We start from the raw sequence: 25,468 nt of genomic DNA, 5'->3' as shown, positions 1-25,468 counted from the left end.
CATTTTTGGAGGGGAATAGTTCATGGCATTCAACCGTAAAAAAATCGCTGTTATCGGTAGTGGCTTCACTGGTGCAACAACTGCATTCATTTTGGGGCAAAAAGAGCTGGGCGACGTAGTATTGGTTGACATTCCGCAACTGGAAAACCCAACAAAAGGTAAAGCGCTCGATATGATGGAATCCTCGCCAGTATTAGGCTTTGATGCAAACATCACAGGTACTGCGAACTATGAAGACATCAAAGATGCTGATCTCGTCATCATCACAGCAGGTATTGCCCGCAAGCCTGGCATGTCCCGCGATGACCTGGTTAACACCAATGCTGGTATTATGAAATCTGTTGCAGAGCAAGTAAAAACATATGCACCTAACTCTATCGTGCTCGTACTGTCCAACCCAGTTGATGCGATGACGTACACCTTCTTCAAAACGTCCGGCTTTCCAAAAGAGCGCGTAATCGGTCAATCCGGCGTTCTGGATACAGCTCGTTTCCGTACCTTCGTGGCTATGGAGTTGAACGTATCTGTAGAAGACGTAACGGGTTTCGTTTTGGGTGGTCACGGTGATGACATGGTTCCATTGGTTCGCTACTCTTATGCTGGTGGTATCCCATTGGAAAAATTAATCCCGAAAGACCGTCTGGATGCGATCGTAGAGCGTACCCGCAAGGGCGGCGGCGAGATCGTAAACCTGCTGGGGAACGGTTCCGCTTACTATGCACCTGCGGCTTCCTTGGTACAAATGGCTGAAGCCATCATCAAGGACAAAAAACGCATTCTGCCATCCATCGCTCTTCTGCAAGGAGAGTACGGCTACAACGATCTCTACCTGGGTGTACCGACTCTGCTCGGCGCAAACGGGATCGAAAAAGTGATCGAATTGGATCTGACTGCCGAAGAGAAAGCAGCGCTCGACAAATCTGCTGACTCCGTACGCAGCGTAATGGCTGTTTTGAAATAAGATCAATACATGTAAGACGCCTTTCTTTGGGAAGGCGTCTTTTTCTTGTCAAAGTGGCTCTAGTGGGGGGAAGAAGCGAATTTCCAGTCTGCGCTTCGGCCTCCGCCCCGCAAGGGGGATTGACTGTCCGCTTCGGAATAAATGGCGGGAGCGCTTCAAACAGGCGACTGGAAAACATGTGGCAGGGCTTCACCCGACCACAACAGCCAGAAGACAACAAGGATTTTTAAAGTAGATACCTTTACCTAAAAGAGGAATACTATTGCCAAGCAACTATGTTCTATGTGCCCAACAGCATGTCTTTACAAAAAAATTACTTGTTTTCCGCAATGAGCATTGGCAGACTGAGTATTGTAGAGAGAAGTATTTTTCAGGGGACGTAGGTTAGAAAATCGAGCGCAAGCATTGCAACGCTAGGGGGAAACAGACAGATGATTAAAGTATTGGTAGTGGATGACGAAGCTTCCATTGTTAAGCTATTGCAATTTAATCTTGAAAAATCAGGATTTCAGGTCGTAACTGCTTTTGACGGGAAACAGGCCTTGGAAATGGTGAAGAGCGAGCAGCCTGATTTTATTATTCTTGATTTGATGCTTCCCAAGATGGATGGAATGGACGTATGCAAAACCTTGCGCCAGGAACGCAATAATACGCCGATCTTGATGCTTACAGCGAAAGATGATGAGCTCGACAAGATTTTGGGGCTTGAGCTTGGTGCCGATGATTATTTGACAAAGCCGTTTAGCCCGAGAGAAGTCATTGCCCGTGTGAAAGCCATTCTGCGGCGGTTTCAGAACACACCAGAAGCGACTACAGCGCCTCAAGAAGTGTTGCTCCAATTTGGGGATATTCGCATCTACCCGGAGAAGTACGAGGTGTTCTGTAAAGACGTCAAAGTTGAGCTGACGCCAAAGGAATTCGAGCTGCTTAACTATTTAGCGAGTCACCAAGGGCGTGTACTGACGCGTGATCAATTGTTGAACGCTGTTTGGAACTACGATTTCATCGGGGACTCTCGAATCGTGGACGTGCATGTCAGCCATTTGCGCGAAAAGCTTGAGGATGACACGAAGAACCCGAAATACATCAAAACAGTTCGCGGATTAGGATACAAACTGGAAGGATAACGGAGGATTTACCTTGACTCGCTTTCGAATCAAACTCACTTTGACTATTTTGGGTTTAATCTCCCTCGTACTATTGGTGATGGGGATGTATTTTGCCAAAGTGCTGGAGAATTCGTACCTCCAATCACTGAATGAGCTATTGTCTCGCGAGTCGAAGCTCATCTCTCAGGCGGTCCGTTTCCCGAATGTCTTTACCGATAAGGCGACGTTAGCGGATCGGGTCACACAAGTAGCGCCAACGGATGAAGTACGGATCACCATTATCAACAAGGATGGTCAGGTGATGTACGACAACTCCTCCCACCCGGAAGAGATGGAAAACCACTATGACCGACCGGAGATGATGGCAGCGTTAAAAGGAGAAACAGGGATTTCCCGTCGTTTCAGTGAGACGCTCGGCTATGACATGATGTACGTTGCAGTACCTGTTGAACTGAACAACGAAATATTCGGTGTCGTTCGTTCAGCGATGTCGATGAAAGATATTACCGATACGATCCACAAAATGTGGTACAGCTTGCTCACCGGTTTATTGGTTACTTTGGTAGTCGGATCGATTGTCGTTTCCCGCATTTCCTTTTCCATTATTCGTCCGATCGAGGAGATCACCCGGGTAGCCCGCAACATTACACAGCGCCAATACGAGAGCCGTGTGAGAATCAAAGCAAAGGATGAGATCGGTCAGCTTGCAGGCGCGATCAACTTCATGGCATCAAGCCTGGAGCAGCAGATGTACGAAATCTCGGAGAATCAGCAGCGCCTGGCAGGGGTACTGACCAATATGACGAGTGGCGTGATCTTCATTTCAGAGCAACGTCGGATCATGCTGGTCAATCCAGCCGTTGAAAAGCTGTTGGGGACCGCTGGACATGAGATCGTAGGGAAGCTGCATATCGAGGCAGGCAAGAGCTTTGGGCTCAGCCAATATATCGACAGGTGCCTCGACAGAAGCGAGAAATTCCGTCAAGAGGTGCACATCTATTACCCGCAGGAACGCATCCTTGACGTGAATTTTGCTCCCTATATTAACTTCAAGGGGGAGTCGAGGGGTGTGGTCGTGGTGCTGCATGACATCACCGACATTCGCCGCTTGGAGAAGATGCGCAGTGACTTCGTAGCTAACGTATCGCATGAGCTGCGCACGCCGATTACCTCGATCAAGGGCTTCACGGAGACCTTGCTTGAAGGGGCGATGCAGGACGAGGAAACATGTCGCAACTTCCTGCAAATCATCTCGGATGAGAGCGAGCGGCTCTACCGAATGATCCGCGATATTTTGGACCTGTCCAAAATCGAGCAGAAGCGAATCCCATTGCATCTGAGTAAGGTTCACTTGCAAGATTTGGTCAGTTCGGCAGTTGCCATCATGCATGACCAGGCACAGCGCAAGGAATTGACGATCACGCTCCCTTCACCGAAGCCAGATATTTGGCTGATGACGGATAAGGATTGCTTGCAGCAGATCATCTTGAATTTGTTGACGAATGCGATCGCCTATACGCCCGAAGGTGGAAAAATCAACGTCAAGACAGAAGCAGACAACGAAAACATCACCATTCAAGTCATGGATACCGGGATCGGCATTCCGGAAAAGGAACTCACCCGTATTTTTGAGCGGTTTTATCGTGTAGACAAGGCGCGCAGCCGCGATTCAGGTGGAACAGGTCTGGGCCTCGCCATTGTGAAGCATCTCGTGGAAAATTTGCACGGACATATCAGCGTGGAGAGCAAGGAAGGAAGAGGGACAACCTTCACAGTTACACTTCCCCTTACCTAAAAAACAACTGCAAAAACATTTACACAAACAAAATAGTAGCTTTACTTCTACAATACAATCGCCTTGTACCATTTGACATGTCAGACAAAAGAAGGGGGAAGAGGGAAATGTCACGGCACGCTTTTGAAGAACAGCAGGATGTACTGCACCGCAAGCTCATGACGATGGGCACATTGGTGGAAGAAGCCATTCATAAATCCATTAAGAGTCTGGTTGAGCGGGATGTTGAACTGGCTGAACAGGTTATCGCAAGCGATCCTGTGATCAATGAGCTGGAGCAAGAAATACAGAGCGATTGCTTCCGTCTCATTGCACTGCAGCAGCCAGTCGGAGGTGACTTGCGACGCTTGGGAACCATGTTGAAGCTGGTGACGGATTTGGAGCGAATGGGTGATCATGCCGTTTCCATTGCCAAGACGACCCGACGCTTGATGGCGGACCCGTACGTGAAACCCCTCATCGATATTCCGATGATGGCTGATCACGTCAAGGCTATGGTGCGCGATTGCTTAAATGCGTATATTGCACGCAACAAAGATGCGGCTGAAGAGATTGCCGCACGCGACGACATTGTTGATAAACTGTACTCCACGATTTTCCATGATCTGATTGAATTGATGACGAAAAACAGTCAGGCCATTTCGCAAGGAACGCATTTGCTCTTGGTCGCGCAATATTTGGAACGGATTGCCGATCATGTTACGAACATCTGCGAATGGATTATTTATATGTCTACTGGTAAAATGACGGATTTGAATAAATAATACCCGAATGGCAAAGAGCCGCTGTGAGCTATGAATATTAGCTGACAGCGGTTTTTTTCACGGTTGTAGACAGACGCCTATTCTCCCTTTTGTGCATACAATACATCGATTCAATGGCAGCTAGAAGAAGTACAGGAGGGAAAGGCTATGGCCACAAAAGTCCGCCATATATATGCCGCAGGGAATACTGCGCGAGGATACAAGACGTTTTATGACTCCGTATTGGAAGGATTGGAGCGCGTCTATATTTTGACAGGGACAGTGGAAGGAATTACCTCACCGCTCATAGAGGCGATTGGCAATCAAATAGCACGAGAGACAGATGAAGTGGAGTGGATTCATTCGCCTTTTGTGAATGGGCAGTTTGATGGTGTTATTTTTCCCAAGTATAAAGTGGCGATCATGGATGGAAGCTATCCCCGGATTTGGAGACCCGCTTCTCCGGGTGTAAAGGAAATTCAGGTCAATTTGCAGTCGATGGTAAACGTTGATCAGCTGGTGGATTACAAAGACCAGATTGCCAGTTGGTACGAAGAGATTTTTAGGAAGAGTGAAGAGGCATATCAAGCTTTTGGCGAGGCGCTGCGCATCCACGATGAGTGGGAGGCTCCCTACATTGAGCACCTCAACAGAGAAGAAGCCAATAGCGTCACGGAAGAAGTAAAAGCCTTGTTCTTCGGAGAGGAGCAACTGGAAAAGAAAGCAAAGGTACGGCGTATGTATTTGGGGGCAGCGACGCCACAGGGGCCCGTAGATCATATCATGAAGCTGACCGACCATTTGGAGAAGCGTTACTTTATCAAGGGCAGACCAGGCTCTGGCAAGTCCACTATGCTGAAAAAGTTGGTGGAGGAAGCCAAAACACGCGGCTTTGACGTAGAAGTGTACCACTGTGGACTAGACCCGCACAGCCTTGATATGGTCATTGTTCCTGAGAAGGGCCTCGCTATTTTTGACAGCACCGCACCTCATGAGTATTTTCCAAGTAAAGTTACAGATGAGGTTATCGATATGTATGAACGGGCAATTGAACCTGGCACAGATGAGGTATATGAAGAAGAATTAATGGATATTCAGGTAAGATATAAGCAAAAAGTGAAAGAAGCAACGGCGAATCTTCTCGCTGCCAAAGAGCTGCGCGACCAGTTGAACAATGCTTACCAGGAAGCGGTCGATCAGCAGCGTCTCAAGGCAGTTACGCAAGCAATTGTCAGCAGACTGACGAAGATGAGCTAATCGTATTCAAGTCGTGGAATGAAACCCGTTCGACTGCTCATACTACAATAACGGAAGATGATCGTTGTTGGAGAATGGAGGTGAGCAGCCGGATGGGTTTTGCTATGACGTTGGCTCTGTTACTGTTAATCAATCCCCTCGACCCAACGAATTTTTTACAGATAGAGATGGAGGACAAGACGGTAGCTATTCTCAATCGGGCTGATTATTCTCTTCCCTTTGATGGTGTTCCTTTGGTCGATGAAAGCAAGCTTGCGCGAATGGTGGAAGAGTTGGCGAAAAAAGCGTACATCGAGCCCATCAATGCGACGATAAATAACGCAGGGGCCATTGTTCCAGAAACCAAGGGAAGAAGGTTAGATGACCTGGCATTTCGCACACGGTTCTACGATTATTTTTACGGTGCGGGAGCCGCAAGCATGAATGTCAGCTACAAAGAGGTATTCCCGAAGGTAGACAAAGCTCTTATCAGTCAGGTTCGGAAAAAAAGGATCGGACAATATGCGACCTATTTCAATGCAGGCAACCGAAATCGTGTACACAACATCAAGCTCGCCGCGCAGGCGATTAACAATTACGTGGTATTGCCAGGAGAAATCTTTTCTTTTAATAAGGTCGTGGGCAAGCGTACAAAAGAAAAAGGGTATTTGCAGGCGCCCATTATTGTCAGGGGAGAGCTGTCGGAAGGCATCGGGGGAGGAATTTGCCAAGTATCGTCTACCTTGTTCAATGCAGTAGACAAGGCAGGTCTGCATATTATGCAACGCTATTCCCACAGTCGAAACGTAGCCTACGTACCACCTGGCCGCGATGCAACAGTGAGCTGGTACGGCCCTGATTTTGTGTTTCAAAACAAATACGCCTATCCTGTCTTGATCCGTGCGATCGCGAGTAACGGAAGCATGTACGTGACGGTTCACTCTTTTCCAGAAATTGAGCATGAGCCAAGAAATGTACCAAGCGTGCGCCGCACGACTCCTGAGGAAGCACCGGATGCTCCATCTATTTTGAATGAAAATGAGCCGGCAAGCCCTTAGAGATAAGTTGGGGGTGTCGGTTTTTTTTTGCGTCTTGGATATGAGGCTGCGGTGAGGAGAAGAATATTTCCAGTCTAGGCTCCAGGCTCCGTCCTGCTGAGGGCTAAGACTGTCCGCTCCGAAGGGATTTGCGGGGAAACGCAAAAGTGGTAGCCGCTTCGACGTAGGGGCACGTTGCGTTTCTTTTGCCCGCAAATCCCTTCTCCGCTCGGTAGGACTCCCCAAGTCGCTACGTCTGGAAATATTCTTCTCTAGCGTAACTGACTACATTCTTCATTCTTTTAAGGCTTTTAAAACCCGTTTAACACGGAAAGCTCGTAGAGGAAACAGGAGAAATAAGCGAAGATCTTAGGGACGCCGACCGAGACGGAATGCAAAAAGCGAAACACGACTTTAAGCGTCCACCTCTGAAACACATCCTGAATGGACCACTTTGGACGCGGTTTCGCTTTTTGCATGGAGTCGGGCAGTCAATCCCACAGCGGGTGGCCCTAGAAGCTGGAGCGTTTTCTCCTGTTTCCGCCCCAGCACGACAGCCCGACTTAACGCACGCTCTTAAAAGGTTGCCTAGTTAAAGTTTAACCTAAAGAAATAGTTGCCACGGAAAGAAAAACATCGTATAGTTTTCATGTGATAAATTTCGTACACGAAATATTACTTAAGAAAGGAGTGCGCTATGAATAAATCACTGCATATTCGGGACTTGTTAAAACGGTTGAACAAGACATTTGGCACGATGGCCACAAAAGAACTGTCCCAATATGGTGTGACTGTCCCGCAGCTAATGGTCATTCGAGAAATACATCCTGATCCCAAAACGATCGGTCAGATAAGCAAAGCCGTAGACTTATCGTACAGCACCGTTTCTGGCATCATTGATCGTTTGGAACGTGAACAACTCGTAGAACGTGTACGTGATGAGAATGACCGGCGTGTTGTCTGGATTCGTAAAACACCGAAGATTTCCGAGCTGTTCGCAAAGGTTGATTTTTTCTCAGAGAACTTTTACAAGCGTATTTTCCATGGATTTTCCGATGAGGATTTAGACATCATTATTCAGTCGATGGAAACATTGATTGCGAAACTAGAAGAACGAGAAAGTTGAGGAGAAACCATGAAGCGAAAACTGGTTTTGTATGTCATTTTGCTCCTGTTCGTGGCAGGTGGTGGAGGAATCGGTTACTACTATTGGTATCAAGGTGCGCATTATGTGACCACACAAGATGCCCGGATTACGGGAGACATTTATCGCGTTATGCCAAAAATGACAGGCAAACTGACCGGACTCGCTGTCAAAGAAGGCGACACCGTTATAGCGGATCAAATCGTAGGACAGCAGGATACAACTAACGTAGCAACGACGATGCTGGAAAACAGCGTGTTGCGCTCCCCCATTACAGGTACCGTGATTAAAACGCAAGCAAAAGAGGGAGAGATTGTTTCGACAGGGCAATCGGTAGCTCTCGTAATTGACGAAAGCAAATTGTACATCTCCGCCAATTTGGAAGAGACTGAGATCGAACGGTTGAAACTCGGCCAAAAAGTCGATTTTACGCTTGACGCTTACCCAGGTAAGAAATTGGGCGGTCATTTGATGGAGATCGGAAAAGCGACGAATTCTACATTTTCCTTGATGCCAGCGACCAATACGAGCGGGAACTTCACCAAGGTAACCCAGCGTATTCCGATCAAAATCGCCATAGATGACACAGCCGGTCTGGACCTCGTTGCCGGATTGAATGCCGAGATCAAAGTGCACGTGAAGGAGATGTAATCAAGCATGAAAAAGACAGCACAATGGAAAACAATCGCTGCAGTCATGGCGGCCGTTTCGCTGATTACGGCGGGCTGTAGCGAGACATCTTCTGCATCGCAAACGAGCGAGAACGTCCCTGTCGTGAAGACGTGGAAGGTGACCTCTGCCTCTACGGGTGTCATCGCCAATGGTAAGGTGGCAGCATCTGAGGAGATCCAAGTCGTTTCTAAAGTATCTGGAAAAGCAGCGAGCGTGAATGCAAAAGAAGGCGCAATCGTCAAGCAAGGCGATGTTCTGGTCAAGCTGGAGGCAGCCGATTATCAGCAGCAGATCAACCAGGCACAGGCAGCCATTGCAGGCGCTCAGGCAAAGCTGAGAGATACTAAAGCAGGTGCGCGCAATGAGCAACTGACGCAGCTTGCAAGTATTGTCACGCAGGCAGAAGCCAGCCTGAAGGTGGTCGAGAGCAATTACAATCGAATGAAAGCATTGTTTGATGCAGGGGCATTGTCCCAAGCGGAGTTGGAGAAATCTTCGTTGGATTTGGAAAAAGCACGCACAGGTCTTGAACAGGCGCAAGCCCAATACGATCTGGCAAAAGCAGGCCCAACTGCTGACACGGTAGCGGCTCTGCAAGCAGAAGTAAGCCGTTTGGGCTCCAATCTGGAGCTGGCGAAAAGCAATTATGACAATACCATTATTCGTGCGCCAATCACAGGTATCGTCGCCAAGCGCTCGGTTGATCCGGGAGAAATGGCAGCAGCGGGGACGCCTCTCATGGTGCTTGTGAATATGGCAGATGTCAAAGTAGAAGCAAGCGTACCGGAAAACCAAATCAACCAAGTGAAGGTCGGCTCTACCGTTGATGTGAAGGTAGGCAGTCTGGGGGGCAAAGTGCTGAAAGGTACCGTTGAGTTTGTCTCTCCGATTTCGGATGCCAACAGCAGTTCTTTCCCAGTCAAAGTGAAAGTAAATAATAAGGACGGCTTGCTGCGCGCAGGTATGGTAGCAGAGGTCATGCTCCAAGGTCAGGCAACGCCAGGAACAAAATTGCCGACTTCAGCCGTGCTGGAAAAGGACAGCAAGCATTACGTCTATACCGTAGACGACAACGTTGTACACCAGGTGGAAGTTGCGGTAGAGAACGCAAGCGGCGAATGGACAACTGTCACGAATGGCGTCAAAGACAATGATCAAATTGTGCTGAACCCGACAGACAAATTGTCCGAGGGCAGCAAGGTGATCGCAAACTAACGGGGGTGATGACACATGGCGGAAGCGGTGGCACACCGAGAGGAGAAAAGCGGGAACGGCGGCATGTGGCTGTCTCTTCTCGCAATCCTCTCAGGAACCTTCGTTGCGATTCTGAACAATAGTTTAATTAACGTTGCCCTGCCAGCCATGGTCAATATTTTTGGTTCGACCACAGAGACCATGCAGTGGGTATTGACCGGATATATGCTGGCAAACGCCGTCATGATTCCGATGAGCGGCTCGTTGTCCGCCAAATTCGGGGCGAAAAAAATATTTGTATTCTCCTTATCCGCGTTTACTTTTTCGTCTATCCTTTGTGCTTTGGCGTGGAGTGACTCTTCGTTGATTGCCTTTCGCGTCGTGCAAGGTGTCAGCGGGGGGATGATCATGCCAATCGGGATGTCGATGATTTACATGATTGTTCCGCGTGAAAAGATCGGCATGGCATTGGGGATATTCGGGATTGCTTCCATGACAGCCCCTGCGCTGGGCCCGACATTAGGTGGATATCTCATCGAATTTTTAAGCTGGCAATTTCTTTTTCTGGTCGGTGTACCCTTTGGTATTTTTGCGGTGATCATGAGTATCGTTCTGCTCAAGGAAACGCCGAAAAAGCCAGAGCTGAAGTTCGACTTTATGGGAGCATTTCTCGCTATCGTCGGTTTCGGGACGCTGCTGCTCGCCTTAAGTAAAGGGCAAGCAGAGGGTTGGACCTCCTTTTTCATCGTCAGTCTGTTTTTCATTGCCGTGATGAGCTTGATCCTGTTTGTTTGGGTCGAGCTGGGGAAGGAAAGTCCGCTGCTCGATTTGCGGCTTTTGAAGATTCCTACCTTTACTATCAGCATTTTGACTTCTGGCTTCGTCATGATGGGGATGATGGGCGGTATCTTCCTGATGCCGATTTTCCTCCAGAACATTCAGGGATTGACGGCGATGGAGTCTGGAATCCTGCTGATGCCGCAATCGATTGCCATGGCGATCATGATGCCAATCAGCGGAAAGCTGATGGATAAATACGGGATCGGACCGATCGGGTTGATCGGCTTGACCATCATGAGCGTCACGACGTATGAACTGCACAATCTATCTGCTGACAGCATGCACTCGTGGATCGATATGATCTTGACCATTCGCGGGATTGGGATCGGATTGTGTATGATGACGCTGTCTACGGTAGGGATGAACGCTGTTCCGCGTGCAAGTGTGGGGGATGCTTCTCCGCTGTCCAACGTCTTGCGTCAGGTTATGAGCTCGTTTGCCATTGCGATTTTGACCGTGATCATGCAGGCGCGTCAAAATTTTCACATGGCTTCAATCTCTGAAAACTTGAATACGGATATGGCGATGCCGTTTATCAGTGGCATTTCCGGAATGTATGCACAAGTAGGGGTAGATGCGGCGAGTGCGACTGGGGGAGCCAGCACGATTTTGTACGGAATGATGGCAAAAGAATCGTTGGTCCAAGGTATCGGGGATACTTTCCTCGTTTCCGTTATTCCTATTGTCCTCTCGATTCCACTTCTGTACTTCCTGCATAAAAAGCCGAAAAAAAAGCAAGAGATACCCGCAACCGAGAAGGCGACAGCCTAATAGCAAGGGGCAATTCCGCAAGTCTTATCGAAGACTTCTTTGGAATTGCCCCTTTTGCTGTTAGGTCATTATTTTAAATAACCAGTACAAAATCCGTCCTACGATGTAGCCAAGAAGAATTGTCCAGCCAATCTTCGCCCAAATGTTCAGTCCCTTGACGAATTCACGCAAGCTTTTTCGGTTCTCCGGTTGCTTGTTCAATGGAGGACACTCCTTTAGCAGGTTGGTTAAAACGAATGAACACATAAATGCCTGCGATAATGATCAAGCCGCCAATCCATTGCGGAGGCGTTACCACTTCACCCAAGATGAAGTAAGCGAGAATCGCAGTCCCGATCGGTTCTCCCAAAATCCCCATGGATATCGTCGTCGTATTGAGCCATTTAATAATCCAGTTAAAAATAGAATGTCCAAGTAAGGTCGGGAACAGGGCGAGACAGAAGAACCAGCCCCAATCCGCCGCAGGGTAACCGACGAGCGAATACCCGAGAGCCAGATCATAGGCGACCAGAATCACGCTGGTGGCCGTATAAACGACAATTGTGTAGGCAAAAGAGGACATATGCTGGCGAACGTACTGCCCGACCAGCCAGTAGCCCGTCACAGTAACTGCTCCCATCAATGCGAGGAAATCTCCCCATAAAGCCATGCCGCCTACTTGAAAATCTCCCCAGCCAATCACGAAGCTTCCCGCAATCGCCAGCAAGCCGCCAGATAGAGCCAGAAATCGAACTTTTTCACCAAAAAAGAAATAACCGCCGATGAATGCAAATAAGGGCTGCAAGGTAACGAGCACAGTAGAACTGGCAACAGACGTGTAGTTCAGCGATTCAAACCACAACAGAAAGTGGCTTGCCAAAAAGGCTCCGGATAAAATACAGAGTAGCCACACTTTTTTGGACATTTTTCCAATCTCTGCAAGGGCGCCACGATTCCAGAATAAAAAAGGAAGCGTTAAGAGAACGGAAAAAATCAGGCGATACGTAGCGATAATCGGAGCAGGCGCATCCGATAGCTTTACAAAGATCGCAGAAGAGGAAATGGCGATCACCCCGATTAAGAGAGCCAAATACGGGGGGAATAACGGTTTTTCCAAAGATTGATTCATTTGTACACCTTCTTATGCAGGTAAGGTCATATTTCATTATTGTAATTGTACAGTTGGATTAAAAAATTCACAATGTTATGTGTACCCGGTCCTTTGAAAGGTTTCTTTTCAATCCGGTTATCCTACTGGCATGAGAAACTTACTGGCTATTTTCCGTATCGCTGCTTTCATGCTTATCCTCATTTGTATCCCGACGCGAAGCGAGGCCTTGCCGCTCACCTCGTTTCATATTTTGATTGATGTTGGCCATGGAGGGGTAGATTCGGGTACTTCTTATGGGGATTTACACGAAAAAGACATCAATCTGCAAATTGCCAAACGACTGTATCAGCAATTGACAGCAGCCGGATACACGGTGGCTTTGAATCGGAACAAGGATGTTGCCCTGAGTGATGACAATCGTTGGTTGGACAACCGATCGCGGCATATACGAGACTTGGCACAGCGCAAAAACTTGGCAAAAGAAATCGGTCCACAGATGATGCTCAGCTTGCATGTAAACTGGTCGCCCAGTCCAAGGCGCAGGGGCGCGATTATTTTGCATCAAAACACAGAAGAGAGCTACCTGTTGGCAGAGCTGCTGCAAAACTCGCTGAACAAGCTTACAGGAACCAACGAAAAGCCAGTCCGGGGAAAGACGTACTACATGCTCCGTCATAACTACTGTCCGTCTGTCATCGTGGAGATGGGCTTTATCAGCAACGCGCAGGACCGCGAAATGTTAACGAATCCCAAATCACAAGAAAAAATCGCTCAGGCCATTACAGAAGCCGTGAGCGAATACGTAAAGTTGTCGGGAAATAAGCAAACGGAGGCGAGCGTTGAGGAGAGCTGGTGGCGAAAATTAATGGGCAGTTTGCTGGATAAGCTTTGAAATGGTTACAAATTCGGCCTCCTTCTGAATTCGCGGGATGTACTGGCGCAGAACGGAGGCTGTTTTCTTGCCAGGAGGTCCAACATGACCAATTGCGATGCAGATCGGATGGTTTCCGATTCTTTGGCAGATCTTTTCCATTTGCTTCGTAATATGGGGGACCGTATAGATATCATCGAGAAAATAGAGATTTTCTGCAAAAGGCACGCCCATTTCAGCTGCAACCTTACCTGCAACGCTCTTGTCGGTTGTTTTGCTGTCCAAATAGATCAGCCCGCGTTCTTTGACCACTTTCATGATGATGCGCATGATCCGCTCGTCAGCCGTTATTTTTGAGCCCATATGATTGTTCATGCCAATCGCGTGAGGCACATCGTCAATCGCTTTCTCGACGCGACTGCGAATTTCTTCGTCGGACAGATCAGCCGTAATGGCACCGGGACCAAGCCAGGAGCGTTTTCCTTTCATCGGCTCCATCGGCATATGCAAGATGACATCATGACCTTTTTGATGGGCGAGCTCTGCATCCTGCTTCGTGCTTGGCAGAAACGGCATGACGGCGATTGTCAGAGGGACGGGCATCGATAAAATTTCCTCTGTCCCCTGCATGTTGTTTCCGAAATCATCGATGACAAATGCGATCAGCTTTTTTTCAGCGGGTTTGGGCTCCACACTAGGGGTCGCCGTTACTGGCAACGAGCCAAAGGATAGAAATAATGCGAGCAAGAGAGGAAGCGATTTCCTCCAATTCATCGAATCACCTTCCTTGTCCATTTTTTTCATAGTCTGTTCAATCAGCTTGTTCTTTACCCGCCATATCTACGGCTTGGTTTGTTGTTTGCCCTATGTTACGATTAAAGATAGTAGTTTTGTAACGAGAGGGGTCGAATTCCTTGAGTCATTTTGTGTTGATTGATGGAAACAGTGTTGCGAACCGGGCGTTTTATGCGCTCCCTTTATTGTCCACATCGGCAGGACTGCATACGAACGCAGTGCTGGGCTTTACGACTATGCTGTTAAAAGTGTTGGAGGAAATGAAGCCAACGCATATCATGGTTGCTTTTGACGCGGGAAAAGTCGTGTTTCGCCATAGCGAGTATGCAGAGTACAAAGGGGGACGCAGCAAAACTCCGCCGGAGCTGTCTGAACAGTTTCCACTGATTCGGGAGCTGTTGGATGCCTTCTCAATCAAACGTTTCGAGCTGGAAGGCTACGAGGCGGATGACATTATCGGTACGTTGACGAAGCAGGCTGATGAGCAAGCTTGGAAAACGACTGTCATTACCGGAGACAAAGATATGCTGCAGCTCGTGTCCGAGCATGTATCCGTTGCTTTGACGCGCAAGGGAGTCAGCGAAATCGAGTTGTACACTCCGCAAGAAATTCACGAAAAATACGGCCTTAAGCCGCTGCAAATAATTGATCTGAAAGGCTTGATGGGCGATTCGTCCGATAACATTCCAGGTGTCCCTGGTGTCGGAGAGAAAACGGCTCTGAAGCTGCTGCACGAATATGGCTCTGTTGAGCAAGTACTGGAAAACATCGATAAAGTCTCGGGCAAAAAGCTGCAAGAGAACCTGCGTGAGAATGTAGACAAGGCGAACATGAGCAAAGCCTTGGCAACCATTTTGCGTGAAGCGCCTGTGGAGCTGGATGTGCAAGAGACTGGCTATGAAGGCTATGATGGTGTACCTCTCAGCGAGTTCTTTAAAAAGATGGAGTTCAAATCGCTCTTGTCGAAGATCAAAGTGGCACAGCCAGCAGATGGAAGCGGACAAGCAGACGCCAAGCCGTTTTCGTTTGAGAGGATTTCAGAGGAAAACAAAGCAGCGTTCGAGTCCAAGCTGACTTCGCCAATGGCTCTTTACATCGAAATGGACGGGGAAAACTATCATCATGCGCCATTCCTTGGGATTGGACTGGCTGCGGATGACACGGTGATGTTCGTTCCGTGGGACGTAGCCAAGGAATGGAAGGCGCTCTGTGAGTGGCTGGCTGATCCGGCGAAGGAAAAGTGGGTATTTGACGGCAAGCGAGACACGGTTGGGCTCGCTTGGCATGATTTGGGGATAAAAGGCATCAGCTTTGATGTGTACCTCGCTTCTTACCTGCTGAATGCGGCTGAGAGCAACCCGACTTTGGATAGCATTGCGGCCCAATACGCACAGACACGGGTATTGTCAGATGAAGAGGTGTACGGCAAGGGTGCCAAGCGTCTTGTTCCTGAAATGGACGTGCTGAGCGAGCATGTGGCGCATAAAGCGGCAGCCATCTGGCAGAGCGTGCCTGTCTTGCGCGAGCAGCTGGCGGAAAACGAAATGGAAAAGCTGCTAGGAGAATTGGAAGCCCCGCTGAGTATGGTACTGGCACTCATGGAAAAGCAAGGCGTGAAGGTAAACAGTGAGCGCCTCGTGCAAATGGGGGAAGACTTGGACAAAAAGCTCGCGGGTCTGACAGAACAGATTTTCGAGTTGGCAGGTGGGGAGTTCAACATCAACTCGCCGAAGCAATTGGGTGAGATTTTGTTTGACCGCTTGTCTCTGCCTGTATTGAAAAAGACCAAAACAGGGCCTTCTACCAGTGCAGATGTATTGGAGAAGCTCGCCCCGTATCATCCGATTATCGATGCGATCCTGACCTTCCGTCAGCTCGGCAAGCTCCGCTCTACGTATATTGAGGGCTTGACCAAGGAAATCCATACGAAGACGAGCAAGGTGCATACGCTTTACAACCAGGCAACTACGGCGACAGGGCGACTGTCCAGTACGGACCCGAATCTGCAAAACATCCCGATCCGCATGGAAGAAGGACGCAAGATTCGCGAGGCGTTTATCCCGTCGGAGGACGGCTGGTACATGCTGGCGGCCGACTATTCCCAGATTGAGCTGCGGATTTTGGCCCACATTTCGCAAGACGAGAACTTGATTGACGCCTTCCAAAAAGGAATGGATATTCATACCCGCACCGCCATGGACGTATTTGGTGTGAGTGAGGAAGAAGTGACCTCGCTGATGCGCCGTCAGGCCAAAGCGGTCAACTTCGGGATCGTATACGGCATCAGCGACTACGGTCTGTCGCAAAACCTCAATATTACCCGCAAAGAAGCCGGTGACTTCATTGAGCGCTACTTTGATGTCTTCTCCGGTGTGAAGCGCTGGATGGATGAAATCGTCCAGCAGGCGAAGGCGGATGGTTATGTGACGACCTTGTTGAACCGTCGCCGCTACCTGCCTGATATTCGCAGCAGCAACTTCAACCTGCGTTCGTTTGCTGAGCGTACCGCAATGAACACGCCGATCCAGGGTACTGCTGCCGATGTGATCAAGCTGGCGATGATTCGCATGCAAGAGGCAATCGAGGAGAAAGGTCTCGCTAGCCGCATGCTTTTGCAGGTGCACGATGAGCTTGTATTTGAAGTGCCAGAAAATGAGCTGGAGGTCATGCGCAAGCTGGTGCCAGAAGTGATGGAGAGTGCGCTGTCCCTCAACGTGCCGCTCAAGGTGGACGTCAGTGACGGACGTACCTGGTACGATGCGAAGTAGGCATGCCTAGAACATAAAGATGGAAAGACAGCGAGAGGAGGAGGGCATATGCCAGAATTGCCGGAGGTAGAAACCGTCGTTCGGACTCTGCGTGGCTTGGTCATGGGAAAAACGATTGAGAGAGTCAGTGTTCATTTGGCGCGCATTGTGCGTCAGCCAGATGACGTGGAAGCTTTCAAATCTCTCTTGGTGGGACAAACCATCCAGGATATCCAACGGCGGGCAAAATTCATTCAGTTTTTCTTAAACGAGGATGTGCTCGTGTCCCATCTGCGTATGGAAGGGCGCTATGGCGTGTATCAGGCGGATGATCCCGTTGAGAAGCATACCCATGTCGTCTTCCATTTTACGGACGGAACGGAGCTGCGTTATCGGGATGTTCGCCAGTTCGGGACGATGGATCTGTTCCCTAAGGGGAAGGAAACAACTGTCGGACCTTTGGCAAAGCTGGGGGTAGAACCGCTAGATAAAAGTTTTACTCCTGAAGTTTTGGGGAAATTGTTAAAAGGACGGTCAACAAAAATTAAGCCGCTTCTCCTAAACCAGGAATGTATTGTAGGGCTGGGGAATATTTATGTGGACGAGTCACTCTTTAAAGCAGGCATTCATCCGGAGAAACCAGCAGGAACGCTGACAGATAAAGAAGTTATCCGACTGCACGAAAGTATCGTCTCTACCTTGCAAGAAGCGGTAGAACAAGGGGGCAGCTCCATCAAGTCGTATGTGAACGGACAGGGCGAGATGGGCATGTTCCAGCAATCGCTTTTGGTGTATGGGCGAAAAGATGAGGCGTGCACGAAGTGCGGGGCCGAAATCATTCGGTTTGTAGTCGGCGGCAGAGGGACACATATTTGCCCAACCTGCCAAAAGTTATAACAGTTCTACCAAGGGAGGAGGATGGGCATGATACTAGGATTAACAGGCGGAATTGCCACTGGGAAAAGCACGGTGACAGGTATGCTTCGAGAGCGCGGAATTCCTGTCATCGACGCTGACCAGATCGCCAGAGAGGTCGTAGAACCAGGTAAATTGGCCTATGAAGCGATCGTGCGCCATTTTGGACGAGAAATCCTATTGGAAGATGGTCAGATTGATCGGAAAAAACTAGGTGAGATCGTGTTTTCGGACGAGTCCGAGCGTCAAAAGCTGAACGCCATCGTCCATCCCGAGGTACGCCGCGTTATGCGGGAAGAGGCCGAAGCAGCGGAAGCGAATGGAGCCGAGATCGTCTTTATGGACATTCCTCTGCTGTATGAGAGCAAGCTTACGCATATGGTAGAAAAAATCGTGGTCGTCTATGCGCCCTACGAGATGCAACTGGCGAGAATGCTGGAGCGCGACGAATTAGAGGAAGAACAAGCACGAAAAAGACTGCGGGCGCAGTTTCCCATCGATCAGAAGAAGCAGGGGGCGGACTTTCTGATCGATAATTCTGGTTCGCGTGAAGAAACCGAGCGTCAAGTGGAGGCAGTATTGGCCGCGATTCGATCGGAGCGTCAATCATGAGTTTTGGCAAACGTGCAGCATTGATCCTGCTCGTTTTGGCGAGTGTATTTCTGCTGCTAAACACGCCATTGGTGTGGAAATGGATGTACCCGATCAAATATGAGCAACAGATTGTGACGGCTGCATTGAAATATGAAGTGGACCCTCATTTGGTATTGGCCGTCATTCGTTCCGAGAGTGGGTTTGCGACAGATCGCGTTTCGAAAAAGGGTGCGGTAGGGCTCATGCAAATCATGCCGGAAACAGCGGAGTGGATCGTCAAGGAGGCAGGCTTCCGTCCAAAGGACAGTCAATACTTGTACGACCCTGTCATGAACATCGAGATTGGGACATGGTATCTCGATTTTTTGCTGTCCCGCTATGATGGGGACATTGTCCAAGTCATTGCCGCCTACAATGCCGGTCCGGGAAAAGTAAACGGATGGCTCGCGAGTGAGCAATGGGACGGAACTCGAGAGACGATTGAGGACATTCCATATGGGGAGACCCGTCAATATGTCCAGCGAGTGCTCTATTATCATGATCGTTACAAAAATATATACGACTTTCAATTACGTTAAAAATCATGAAAAGCCGCTTTCTTACTGATAAGAGAGCGGCTTTTTCCTCTTTTTTTGGGTAGGGTAAATCGTCCAAATATTTATTTTTCAGTAAAACACATTGATAATTGTGTCATACTTATTATAATAAAAGTATCAGATAAGCGTAACTCAATTCGAAAGGGGTTTCTATATATGACAATTAAAATCGGTATTAATGGTTTCGGACGTATTGGCCGCATGGTATTCCGCCGCGCTATCCAGGACCCCAACATTGAAATCGTTGCAATTAACGCCAGCTATCCAGCGGAGACGCTTGCACATTTGTTGAAATATGACACGATCCACGGACGCCTGCAAAATAAAGTGGAAGTCCAAGACAACAAGATTATCGTAGATGGAAAAGCAACAGTTGTACTGTCTGACCGTGATCCGCTGAAGCTGCCTTGGGGTGACCTCGGAGTAGAGATCGTCGTAGAAGCTACAGGCAAGTTCAACAATCGCGAAGGCGCTGGCAAGCACCTGCAAAGCGGTGCGAAAAAAGTTGTGATTACAGCACCAGCAAAAGAAGAAGACGTCACGATTGTAATGGGTGTAAACGAAGGCACCTACGACCATGCCAACCACCACATTATCTCCAATGCTTCCTGCACGACCAACTGTCTCGCACCAGTGGCGAAAGTGCTCAATGATGCATTCGGTATCGAACAAGGTCTCATGACTACCATTCACTCGTTTACAAACGATCAGGTGAACCTCGACAATCCGCATAAAGACCTGCGTCGTGCACGTGCAGCTAGCGAGTCCATCATTCCAACAACTACCGGAGCTGCTCGTGCAGTAGGAATCGTTCTGCCAGAATTGAATGGCAAGCTGAATGGGTTTTCACTTCGCGTACCGACTCCAAACGTTTCTGTAGTAGACTTGGTGGTCAATACCAAGAAGCCAGTTACATTGGACGAAGTAAACCGCGTCCTGCGTGAAGCGAGCGAAGGCAGCATGAAAGGCTACCTCGAGTTCTGCGACGAGCCACTCGTATCCAGCGATTTCAATGGCAACGATCACTCCTCGATCATCGACGGTCTGTCTACGATGGTAATGGGAGACAATCAGGTGAAAGTGATTGCATGGTACGATAACGAGTGGGGCTACTCCTGCCGTGTTGTAGACCTGGTTCGCCACGTATCCGAGCAGCACAATCAAGCTGCAACAAAAGAAGCAGCTGCCGTTGGTGTAAAATAAAATGCATAAGCAAAACCCCTTTGCCGATTTCGAGCAAAGGGGTTTTGCGTTGCTTCTTATTTACGATGAGGTAGAAGAATCTTCTAATGAGTTCACGTTAAACAGATCATCATCTTCAAAGCCGACAATAAACAGTCGGATGTTCGCCTTGAGATCGAGGTCATAAGGGCTAGGGACGTCGTTTCCTCGTCCGTCTTTTATCACACGTACCGTAGGACGATGCGAATAATCCGGATCAACCCGACTCACTACCCCGACTTCTCCGGTATTCAAAACGACGCTGCTCCCAATCGGGAAGATAGCAATGTGCTTGATAAAGGCATTGACTAGATGGTGCTCGAATAGCGTGCCGCCAGATCCAAACAGGTATTCCACGGCATCCTGTGGCATGTAACGCTTGCGCCATGGACGTGGAGAAGTCAAGGAGTCGTAAATATCACAGAGACCGACGATTTGTGCGAATTCGTGAATTTGCTTGCCGGATAAACCCTGTGGATAGCCGCTTCCATTTAGCCGTTCATGGTGCTGCAAGCAGACGTGTGCGGACAAAAGCGAGATATCATGCTGCTTTCGCAACAAATTAAAGCCAAGCATCGTATGCTCTTTGGCGATTTCCTTCTCTTCGTCCGTCCAACGCTCTGTTTTTTGCAACAGCTCTTCTGGCAGGCTTATCTTGCCGATATCATGCAGCATGGCACCTATCCCTAAGTTCATGAGCTGTGTGCGATTGTAGCCCAGAGACATGCCCACAGCAGTCGCCAGCACAGCCACATTCACAGAATGATGGTACAAGGATGGCGAATGAGTGGAGATCGTTGTCAAATGCCCAACCATTTGTTTGTTTTGCATCAGGTCGTCCAAAATCGAACTAAAGGCACGCTGAAAATGAAGGCCCATTTCTTTTAAGGAAATTTTCCGGGCCAGCTTGTTTGAGTTTGTAATTTGTTTGATCGTCTTCTCGATGGCTTCCACAGCTACTTGCCTGGTTTGTGGGCGAATTACTTCTTCCACAACGATGTCATTGGTACGGGGATCATCGATATACACCGAATCAACACCAGCTCGCTCTAATCCGGAAATGAGTCGTTCCGTTAATTGCATGCCGGTTCCAAGAAGCACCTTTCCATCTTCTGTGAAGACCGTACGTCCCAATTTCATTCCAGGCTGTAGGTGCCTTAAAGATACTAAACGCATGACTATCCCTCCAACAGTACCATAATTGTACTCCATTCGACTTATGCTTTAAATAGGTACAAGGATTGACTTGACTTCTGACAGGAATATGAGGGACACTGTAGACAAGTATTGTCAGTATTGGAGTTGATTCTGATATGCGTTGTCCATTTTGCGAATATAATGGGACTAGAGTCCTGGATTCACGTCCTTTCAATCATAATAAATCCATTCGCCGCCGCCGTGAGTGCGAAGCCTGCGAGCGCCGTTTTACTACCTTTGAAATGGTAGAAGAAACACCTTTGTTAATTGTGAAAAAGGACGGAACACGCGAGGAATTCAGTCGAGACAAGATATTGCGCGGGCTGGTGCGCGCTTGCGAAAAGCGACCTGTGCCGTTGGAAGTGCTTGAAAATGTAGTGAATGACATTGAAAAAGAATTGCGCAGCTGCGGGCAAGCAGAGATCCCGAGCAATGACGTTGGGGAGAAGGTCATGGAGCGTTTATACCATGTCGATGAGGTCGCCTATGTACGCTTCGCCTCTGTATACCGCCAATTCAAAGATATCAATGTATTTATGAAAGAGCTGGAGGAGCTTTTGGCTCAAGCGCGAAACAGCTCGTTTCCAAAAGAATAGATAAGCTTTTTTCTGCCAAACTCGCAACTTCTCTCTCACGCTCTTGCGGCCGATCCGCCAGGGCTTCTTTGGCTTTCCAGCTGATTTTTCCGCGAATGAATGGGTAGTCGTGCTATAATAATAGAATCGAATTTTGTCAGGAAGGAAAGATCTGATGCGTCGTTTAGTTTGGAACGAGTTGTTGCCGAAGGATCGATATCTGGTGCGGATGGCAAGACCGATTGGCTTTGCCGAAATGGGCTTTGTTACGCAGCTATACTTGCCGATCATCGGTGTCGAATCGTACGCTCTCTACCAACTGCTCGTCCATGGCGTGCAGGAGGTGAGCGGAGCCTCCTCGGAGGGGACCCATCGCAGTTTGATGCTGACGACTTCGCTTTCTCTGGATCGGCTATTGGATGCGCGTGAACGTCTGGAGGCAATCGGGCTAGTCGAGGTGCGCCGCAGGGAAAATCAGCAGCGTGACTATTATTACGAGTATTTGATCAAACCGCCGCTTAGTCCGGCTGAGTTTTTTGCAGACTACGTATTGTCATTGATGTTGTTAAACAAAATCGAAAACGTTCGCTATTCGCAACTGCGCCAGCATTATGCAGATACGCTTGGCAGTCAGTTGGATCAAGAATACTCCATTGTGGAAAACGTCACGAAAGATTTCCATGATGTGTTCCAGTCGTTGAAGCCATCGGAACTGGAAGTGAAAAAAGGATCGGAGCGGGATCAGTTTTTAACCGAGATGGATAACAGCTTCCCGCAAGCGCCGATGAAATCTGGCTATGAGGCACAAGTCAACCATTCGCTGAGTGTATCGTCTTTGCGCCTGTACTTGCCGGATAATGCCGACTCGGTCAAAGTTTTGGAAGGCAAGAGCATGGAGCTGTTGTTTTCGCTGTGCCATTTCTATCAGCTGGACAGCTGGGGGATGGGACAGGAGCTGCGTGATTGGACACTGTACAAGTCGGATCGGAGTTTGGACGGAGAAGTTTTACGCAAGCGTTTGGTACAACGCTACACGGAAGACAAGCTGTACCGAACGGCGCCTGCAACTGACACGGCAGAGGATGGATGGGGACCGGGTCGCTTGCCTGAGCCTGGCAGCGAAGCCTTTATCCGTGCTTGTCGCCAGCTATCTCCGGTGACCCTGTTGGAAAAGGTCGTTGGTGGCAGAATCAGCAAGGTGTTTTTGGAACGGGCGGAAACGCTTGTATTTGCGGATGGGATGCAGCCGGAAGTCGTCAATGCGCTGCTGCTACATACGCTAGCTAGCATGCAAATGGAGCTGCCAAAAGCGTACATGGAGACGATTCGTGACAGCTGGAAAGCCAAACGGATCGCGACAGCTGACGAGGCAGTCAAGCAGATCCTCGAACGTGCGGATCAACGGGCACAAACAACTGAGAAGGCAAAAGCGGGCAAGAAGGAATCTGCTCCTGTAAGACGCAACGGTAGAGCCATCTTGCAGGACAAGCTGCCAGCATCTGTCGAGTGGCAGCTGTCGCAGGAGAAATCTGCGTCGGATGCTGAAAAGAAACAGTCCATTCAGGATTTTCCAGACTTGCAGAAAAGACTGGAAACCTTGCGAAAACGGAAATAAGGAGTGTGAGGGAGCATGGAATCTATCAGTGAGTTCATGCAAGAGCTCGCCAAACGTACACCGCGTCAGTTGCTGACACCGGATCAGCAGTTAGATAAAATGTTCCGTTCGTCAGCCTATTTAAAAGCATTTCAACAAGAGCATCCCGCATTGACCAGGGACGATTACCTTCGCTCGCTCTCCAACATCTATACGGCAGTCAAGGAGCAGTATTGGTGTGAGCGTTGTCCGGGTCTTGGCGAATGCCCGAATTTGGTCAAGGGGCATAGCACTCATTTGGAGCTGGCTCACCATCATATTATCAGTTCGATGACACCGTGTTCCAAGCAACTGTCGCACGAGGAAGAGATTCGCCGCCGCCGACTGATGCGCAGCTATTACGTTTCCGAAGAGACCTTGAACGCGAGCTTTGAGGGCTTGGTCATTGATTCCGGGAATTTGGCTACCGTAGATGCCGCGATTCAATTCTGTGAAAAAGTCGGAACAGGCGAGCGAGTAAAAGGACTTTATTTGCACGGTCCGTTTGGGGTAGGAAAAAGCTACATCATGGGAGCAATCGGTCGCGAGCTCTCGGAGCGCAACGTCGCTTCCTTGCTGGTGTATGTGCCTGACTTTATCAGGGAGATGAAGGATTCCATCTCGGATCAATCGTACGCGGGGAAGCTGGAGCTGTTGAAAGAAGTACCAGTATTGATCCTCGATGATATCGGCGCAGAGAACCTGACGCCATGGGTTCGGGATGAGATTTTGGGGGTAATACTGAATCAGCGGGCAAACAACCATTTGCCTACGCTGTTTACTTCGAATTACTCGCTGAGTGAACTGCAAGAGCATATGTCTATCTCCAACGGAAATCGGATCGAACAAACAAAAGCGGCTCGCATCATGGAGCGAATCCGCCATTTTGTCGATGTGTATGAAATTTTACGCGAGAACCACCGTTCCTAGCACGTGTGTCCAGAGGCGAGAGAGCTCCCAATGCGTGAGTGCGAGTACTTCTCTCGCCTTATGATACGGTCCAAACAGGACGTGTGACGTCGTCCCTACAGGAGAGGCGACAATTCCCAGTGAATCAGCCATGATCATTGCACGGGCCAAATGATAGTCGTGGCTGATGATCAGGGCGTCTTGTATATGATGTTCCTCCAAGACCTGCTGGCCGTACAGCAGGTTTTCGTATGTGCTGGTAGACTTGCTTTCCAGCAAAATGTCCTCTTCGGGAATTCCCTTGGCAACCAAGTAATTTCTGCTCACAGCAGCTTCCGTAATCGTTTTGCCTTCACCGAGGCCGCCTGTGACCAACAGCTTCGATACATAACCTTCTTCATACAGGGTCGCCGCCTGCTCCAGACGCTCGCGCAGACCAGGACTAGGTCCCTCTCCCCAGACAGCTGCACCGAGGACAATGCCGACAGTTGCGTGCTGGGCGTTGGCTCCCTCAATCGTCTGTTCGATACGGTACCAGTTGTAGCCCGACCATATCAGGCCGAGCAGAACGATAATCTCCAATCCTATCCAAATCCTGCGCCAGCAAGGAGGCTGTACGCTTGTCGTTCGATTTTTCATTCTTCGAAATCTCCCTCATAGTCGCTCTCTTTAATTTAGACGTTTGAAATGGAGTCTAGTTACAAAGCTCGACACATGCCTGACACGAAAAACTAGTAAATTGTTTCTTGCTCTTTGCCGATATAGTAATGGTGGAATGGTTTCGAAGAACAGCAAATTTCATACTTGCGAGGGAGGCTAGTTG

24 protein-coding genes are annotated in these 25,468 nt (G+C 48.9%); 19 read left to right on the top strand and 5 right to left on the bottom strand.

The window, feature by feature from the left end:
- The first annotated feature begins 22 nt into the window (after window positions 1-22).
- The 10 genes from mdh to EL268_RS22875 all read left to right on the top strand — a co-directional run bounded on the left by mdh (window position 23) and on the right by EL268_RS22875 (window position 11,502).
- Window positions 23-961: a malate dehydrogenase gene (mdh, locus tag EL268_RS22925; protein ID WP_088906346.1), complete on the top strand. Its 939-nt coding sequence runs from the start codon at window positions 23-25 to the stop codon at window positions 959-961.
- Between the two features lie 431 nt (window positions 962-1,392).
- Window positions 1,393-2,088, top strand: a complete 696-nt coding sequence (locus EL268_RS22915) for a response regulator transcription factor (protein WP_007725334.1) — start codon at window positions 1,393-1,395, stop codon at window positions 2,086-2,088.
- A gap of 13 nt (window positions 2,089-2,101) precedes the next feature.
- On the top strand, window positions 2,102-3,865 hold the full coding sequence (gene pnpS / locus EL268_RS22910; protein ID WP_106654035.1) for a two-component system histidine kinase PnpS: 1,764 nt from the start codon (window positions 2,102-2,104) through the stop codon (window positions 3,863-3,865).
- A 107-nt stretch (window positions 3,866-3,972) separates the two neighbouring features.
- Entirely contained in the window at window positions 3,973-4,629 is a 657-nt protein-coding gene (phoU, locus tag EL268_RS22905; protein WP_106654036.1) for a phosphate signaling complex protein PhoU, read from the top strand.
- 147 nt (window positions 4,630-4,776) lie between these two features.
- Window positions 4,777-5,865 (top strand): PRK06851 family protein, encoded by a 1,089-nt coding sequence (locus EL268_RS22900; protein ID WP_106654037.1) that lies wholly within the window; start codon window positions 4,777-4,779, stop codon window positions 5,863-5,865.
- Between the two features lie 92 nt (window positions 5,866-5,957).
- A complete protein-coding gene (locus tag EL268_RS22895; protein ID WP_106654038.1) occupies window positions 5,958-6,902 on the top strand; it encodes a VanW family protein in 945 nt (314 codons plus the stop codon).
- Between the two features lie 676 nt (window positions 6,903-7,578).
- The gene (locus EL268_RS22890; RefSeq protein WP_012685124.1) at window positions 7,579-8,007 is read left to right on the top strand and encodes a MarR family winged helix-turn-helix transcriptional regulator; all 429 of its coding nucleotides are present in this window, start codon (window positions 7,579-7,581) and stop codon (window positions 8,005-8,007) included.
- Window positions 8,008-8,016: 9 nt separating this feature from the next.
- The gene (locus EL268_RS22885; protein ID WP_106654620.1) at window positions 8,017-8,676 is read left to right on the top strand and encodes an HlyD family secretion protein; all 660 of its coding nucleotides are present in this window, start codon (window positions 8,017-8,019) and stop codon (window positions 8,674-8,676) included.
- A gap of 6 nt (window positions 8,677-8,682) precedes the next feature.
- Window positions 8,683-9,912: an efflux RND transporter periplasmic adaptor subunit gene (locus EL268_RS22880; RefSeq protein ID WP_106654621.1), complete on the top strand. Its 1,230-nt coding sequence runs from the start codon at window positions 8,683-8,685 to the stop codon at window positions 9,910-9,912.
- A gap of 15 nt (window positions 9,913-9,927) precedes the next feature.
- Window positions 9,928-11,502: a DHA2 family efflux MFS transporter permease subunit gene (locus EL268_RS22875; protein ID WP_106654622.1), complete on the top strand. Its 1,575-nt coding sequence runs from the start codon at window positions 9,928-9,930 to the stop codon at window positions 11,500-11,502.
- Window positions 11,503-11,562: 60 nt separating this feature from the next.
- On the opposite strand, the gene EL268_RS32915 is transcribed toward EL268_RS22875, so the two are convergent.
- Window positions 11,563-11,703 carry a hypothetical protein gene (locus tag EL268_RS32915; protein WP_164724412.1) on the bottom strand — a complete coding sequence of 47 codons (141 nt, stop codon included), beginning with the start codon at window positions 11,701-11,703 and terminating at the stop codon, window positions 11,563-11,565.
- The gene (locus tag EL268_RS22870) at window positions 11,666-12,610 is read right to left on the bottom strand and encodes a DMT family transporter (RefSeq protein WP_106654623.1); all 945 of its coding nucleotides are present in this window, start codon (window positions 12,608-12,610) and stop codon (window positions 11,666-11,668) included. The genes EL268_RS32915 and EL268_RS22870 overlap by 38 nt, the downstream gene beginning before the upstream one ends.
- Before the next feature lie 130 nt (window positions 12,611-12,740).
- On the opposite strand from EL268_RS22870, the gene EL268_RS22865 reads away from it, so the two are divergent.
- Window positions 12,741-13,484 carry an N-acetylmuramoyl-L-alanine amidase family protein gene (locus EL268_RS22865; protein WP_106654624.1) on the top strand — a complete coding sequence of 248 codons (744 nt, stop codon included), beginning with the start codon at window positions 12,741-12,743 and terminating at the stop codon, window positions 13,482-13,484.
- Here EL268_RS22865 and EL268_RS22860 read toward each other — a convergent pair.
- Entirely contained in the window at window positions 13,455-14,267 is an 813-nt protein-coding gene (locus EL268_RS22860) for a divergent polysaccharide deacetylase family protein (protein ID WP_106654625.1), read from the bottom strand. The genes EL268_RS22865 and EL268_RS22860 overlap by 30 nt on opposite strands.
- A 110-nt stretch (window positions 14,268-14,377) precedes the next feature.
- Here EL268_RS22860 and polA point away from each other — a divergent pair, with 110 nt between their 5' ends.
- From polA to EL268_RS22835, 5 genes are all read left to right on the top strand, one after another.
- Entirely contained in the window at window positions 14,378-17,026 is a 2,649-nt protein-coding gene (polA, locus tag EL268_RS22855; RefSeq protein ID WP_106654626.1) for a DNA polymerase I, read from the top strand.
- A 48-nt stretch (window positions 17,027-17,074) separates the two neighbouring features.
- Window positions 17,075-17,902 (top strand): DNA-formamidopyrimidine glycosylase, encoded by an 828-nt coding sequence (gene mutM, locus EL268_RS22850; RefSeq protein ID WP_106654627.1) that lies wholly within the window; start codon window positions 17,075-17,077, stop codon window positions 17,900-17,902.
- A 21-nt stretch (window positions 17,903-17,923) separates the two neighbouring features.
- Window positions 17,924-18,532 (top strand): dephospho-CoA kinase, encoded by a 609-nt coding sequence (coaE, locus tag EL268_RS22845; RefSeq protein WP_048031720.1) that lies wholly within the window; start codon window positions 17,924-17,926, stop codon window positions 18,530-18,532.
- Entirely contained in the window at window positions 18,529-19,092 is a 564-nt protein-coding gene (locus EL268_RS22840) for a lytic transglycosylase domain-containing protein (protein WP_106654628.1), read from the top strand. The genes coaE and EL268_RS22840 overlap by 4 nt, the downstream gene beginning before the upstream one ends.
- A gap of 174 nt (window positions 19,093-19,266) precedes the next feature.
- The gene (locus EL268_RS22835; RefSeq protein WP_106654629.1) at window positions 19,267-20,313 is read left to right on the top strand and encodes a glyceraldehyde-3-phosphate dehydrogenase; all 1,047 of its coding nucleotides are present in this window, start codon (window positions 19,267-19,269) and stop codon (window positions 20,311-20,313) included.
- 60 nt (window positions 20,314-20,373) lie between these two features.
- On the opposite strand, the gene EL268_RS22830 is transcribed toward EL268_RS22835, so the two are convergent.
- Complete coding sequence (locus tag EL268_RS22830) at window positions 20,374-21,507, bottom strand: HD-GYP domain-containing protein (protein ID WP_106654630.1); 1,134 nt, start codon at window positions 21,505-21,507, stop codon at window positions 20,374-20,376.
- A 137-nt stretch (window positions 21,508-21,644) separates the two neighbouring features.
- Between EL268_RS22830 and nrdR the strand changes: the two genes are divergently transcribed.
- The 3 genes from nrdR to dnaI all read left to right on the top strand — a co-directional run bounded on the left by nrdR (window position 21,645) and on the right by dnaI (window position 24,666).
- The gene (nrdR, locus tag EL268_RS22825; protein WP_012685137.1) at window positions 21,645-22,124 is read left to right on the top strand and encodes a transcriptional regulator NrdR; all 480 of its coding nucleotides are present in this window, start codon (window positions 21,645-21,647) and stop codon (window positions 22,122-22,124) included.
- A gap of 154 nt (window positions 22,125-22,278) precedes the next feature.
- Window positions 22,279-23,718 carry a replication initiation and membrane attachment family protein gene (locus tag EL268_RS22820; protein ID WP_106654631.1) on the top strand — a complete coding sequence of 480 codons (1,440 nt, stop codon included), beginning with the start codon at window positions 22,279-22,281 and terminating at the stop codon, window positions 23,716-23,718.
- Window positions 23,719-23,733: 15 nt separating this feature from the next.
- Window positions 23,734-24,666 carry a primosomal protein DnaI gene (gene dnaI / locus EL268_RS22815; protein WP_106654632.1) on the top strand — a complete coding sequence of 311 codons (933 nt, stop codon included), beginning with the start codon at window positions 23,734-23,736 and terminating at the stop codon, window positions 24,664-24,666.
- On the opposite strand, the gene EL268_RS22810 is transcribed toward dnaI, so the two are convergent.
- Window positions 24,643-25,284, bottom strand: coding sequence for a YdcF family protein (locus EL268_RS22810; RefSeq protein ID WP_106654633.1), 642 nt, complete (start codon window positions 25,282-25,284; stop codon window positions 24,643-24,645). The genes dnaI and EL268_RS22810 overlap by 24 nt on opposite strands.
- Window positions 25,285-25,468 lie beyond the last annotated feature (184 nt).

The sequence above is a fragment of the Brevibacillus brevis genome, from assembly GCF_900637055.1.
GTDB classification, from domain to species: Bacteria; Bacillota; Bacilli; order Brevibacillales; family Brevibacillaceae; genus Brevibacillus; species Brevibacillus brevis.
Note: the sequence above shows the minus strand (reverse complement) of the source record. Positions and strands in the feature narration are given on the sequence as shown.